The sequence below is a fragment of the Emticicia sp. genome (assembly GCF_049241225.1).
In the GTDB taxonomy this organism is placed as follows: domain Bacteria; phylum Bacteroidota; class Bacteroidia; order Cytophagales; family Spirosomataceae; genus Emticicia.
Genome location: NZ_JBMLRC010000496.1, coordinates 1 through 2,573, shown reverse-complemented (window position 1 = coordinate 2,573; position 2,573 = coordinate 1). Strand labels below are relative to the sequence as shown.

Here is a 2,573-nt window from a genome sequence, read left to right as displayed (position 1 = left end):
TTGTGCTTGGTTTTCTTCCTCCTTATGCTCGTGAACATTCGGGCTTTGCTGTGGCTTAAAGAAAAAACTCAAAGAGTTATGTCTGAAAATATGATAAAATCATTTCAATTAATCTTTGGAATCAATTCAACTGTTGAAGATATTATTTCTATACTTTTCAACAATATTGGAATGGATTTTGAAGAAATTAATGGAAACTTTGTTTCAAAACCACATACAATAGTAGATAAGATAATCATAAGCACGCAGCAACCTAATATGATGTATTCAAATAACTCAAAAGAGTTTAATACTTTTATTACTGCGATAATTAATGATGGGAAAATGAAGGATAGAAGGGCACGAAATAAAAGTATAACAAGGGCAATCAATAAGCTCTTCGAAGAAAGTAGCTTATTAATCGAAGAAATTGTTTGATAGTATAATACTGAAAAACCCCTCAAAATCAAAAACTTTTGAGGGGTTTTTCGTTTCTATGTAGCAATACCGTAACTTTGCACAATAATTTTTGAATACTAAAGAAGATATGACCGAAACTCCGCAAAAATATACCGTTACGGCCGCTTTGATTTATGCCAATGGCCCTATTCATATCGGGCATTTGGCTGGCTGCTACATTCCTGCTGATATTTACGTGCGTTATCTCCGCTCAAAAGGGGCTGATGTGGCGTTTATCAGCGGTACTGACGAACACGGCGTGCCGATTACGGTTAAGGCTCGCAAAGAAGGCAAAACTCCTCAACAAGTCGTTGATTTCTATTACGAACAAATCAAACAATCTTTTGCTGATTTTGGTATTTCGTTCGATATTTATTCTCGCACTTCCAATCAATCGCATCATAAGGTTTCGCAAGAAATTTTTACGACGTTGTACGATAAAGGCTACTTCGATGAAGAAACCAGTGAGCAATATTTCGATGAAGTAGCTCAACAGTTTTTGGCCGATAGATACATCGTGGGCGAATGTCCTGTTTGTGGAAACCCGAATGCGTACGGCGACCAATGCGAAAAGTGTGGTTCGACACTCTCGCCGACTGAGTTGAAAAACCCTCGTTCGACGCTCTCTGGCTCGAAACCTATCATGAAAAGTACCAAAAACTGGTATTTGCCGCTCGACCGTATGCAGCCCGACATCGAGAAATACGTAAACAGCCACAAAGAATGGAAAACCAACGTATTCGGTCAGTGCCAATCATGGTTAAAAGATGGACTAAGACCTCGTGCCATGACTCGTGATTTGGATTGGGGAATCAGCGTGCCTTTGCCCGACACCGACGGAAAGGTTTTGTATGTTTGGTTCGATGCACCGATTGGCTACATTACGTTTACGCAAGAATGGGCAGCCCAAAACGGCAAAAACTGGGAAGATTATTGGAAAAATGAAAGTACCAAACTCGTGCATTTCATCGGAAAAGACAATATTGTTTTCCACTGTATTATTTTCCCTGCGATGTTGATGGCCGAAGGAAGTTATATTTTACCTGATAACGTACCTGCACAAGAGTTTATGAATTTGGAAGGTGATAAGATTTCAACTTCAAGAAACTGGGCGGTTTGGTTACACGAGTATTTAGAGGAATTCCCAAATAAGCAAGATGTATTGCGTTATGCCCTTTCGGCCAACATGCCCGAATCGAAAGATAATGACTTTACTTGGAAAGACTTCCAAACCAAAAACAATAGCGAATTAGTTGCCATTTACGGAAACTTTGTGAATCGTGCCGTAGTTCTTACGCATAAGTTTTACGGTGGCAAAGTACCTGCACAAGGCGAACTAACTGATTACGACAAAGAAACGATTGCAACTTTGGCAGATTTTCCGAAAAAAATCGGTGATTCGATAGAAAATTATCGTTTCCGTGAAGGTTTGGCCAACATGATGGATTTGGCACGTTTGGGTAATAAATATTTGGCTGAAACTGAGCCGTGGAAAGTTATCAAAGAAAACCCCGCTCGTGTTGAAACCATTATGAATATAGCTTTGCAAATTGCTGCCAACTTAGCGATTTTGTCAGAGCCATTTTTGCCATTTACGGCCGAGAAATTAAGAACTCAATTAGGTTTAAATGAAATAACTTGGGCCGAAACGGGCGGAGCAGATTTATTGCCAGTAGGAACAGTAATCGGTGAATCGAGTCTATTATTCGAGAAAATTGAAGATGATGTGATTGAAAAACAAGTAAAAAAATTACAAGAATCGAAGCGAATGAATGAGTTAGAAAACGCAAAAGTGCCAGCTTTGAAAGAAAATATTCAGTTCGATGATTTTGCCAAATTGGATATTCGTATTGGTACAATCTTAGAAGCTGAGAAACTACCAAAAAGCGATAAATTATTGAAATTCTTGATAGATGATGGTTTTGAGAAACGTACTATCTTGAGCGGAATTGCCAAGCATTATTCGGCCGAAGAAATGGTCGGTAAGCAAGTTACGTTTATTGCAAATCTTGCTCCACGAAAAATGATGGGTATCGAATCAAACGGAATGATTCTGATGGCCGAAGACCGTGACGGAAGTTTGGCTCTTCTCCAACCGCACAAAGAAGTTTGGAACGGCGGGACGGTGAGTTAAT

The 2,573-nt window shown here is 39.3% G+C and carries 2 protein-coding genes; both read left to right on the top strand.

Annotation, left to right across the window (positions count from 1 at the left end):
- A partial coding sequence (locus ACOVO2_RS25785; protein ID WP_421772741.1) for a hypothetical protein occupies positions 1–417 on the top strand: 417 nt, incomplete at its 5' end.
- A gap of 109 nt (positions 418–526) precedes the next feature.
- A complete protein-coding gene (gene metG, locus ACOVO2_RS25780) occupies positions 527–2,572 on the top strand; it encodes a methionine--tRNA ligase (RefSeq protein WP_421772742.1) in 2,046 nt (681 codons plus the stop codon).
- Position 2,573: the final 1 nt, after the last annotated feature.

What these genes read in the sequence shown, in the direction of transcription:
- metG (WP_421772742.1), top strand. Translation starts at nt 527, where the DNA reads ATGACCGAAACTCCGCAAAAATATACCGTTACGGCCGCTTTGATTTAT.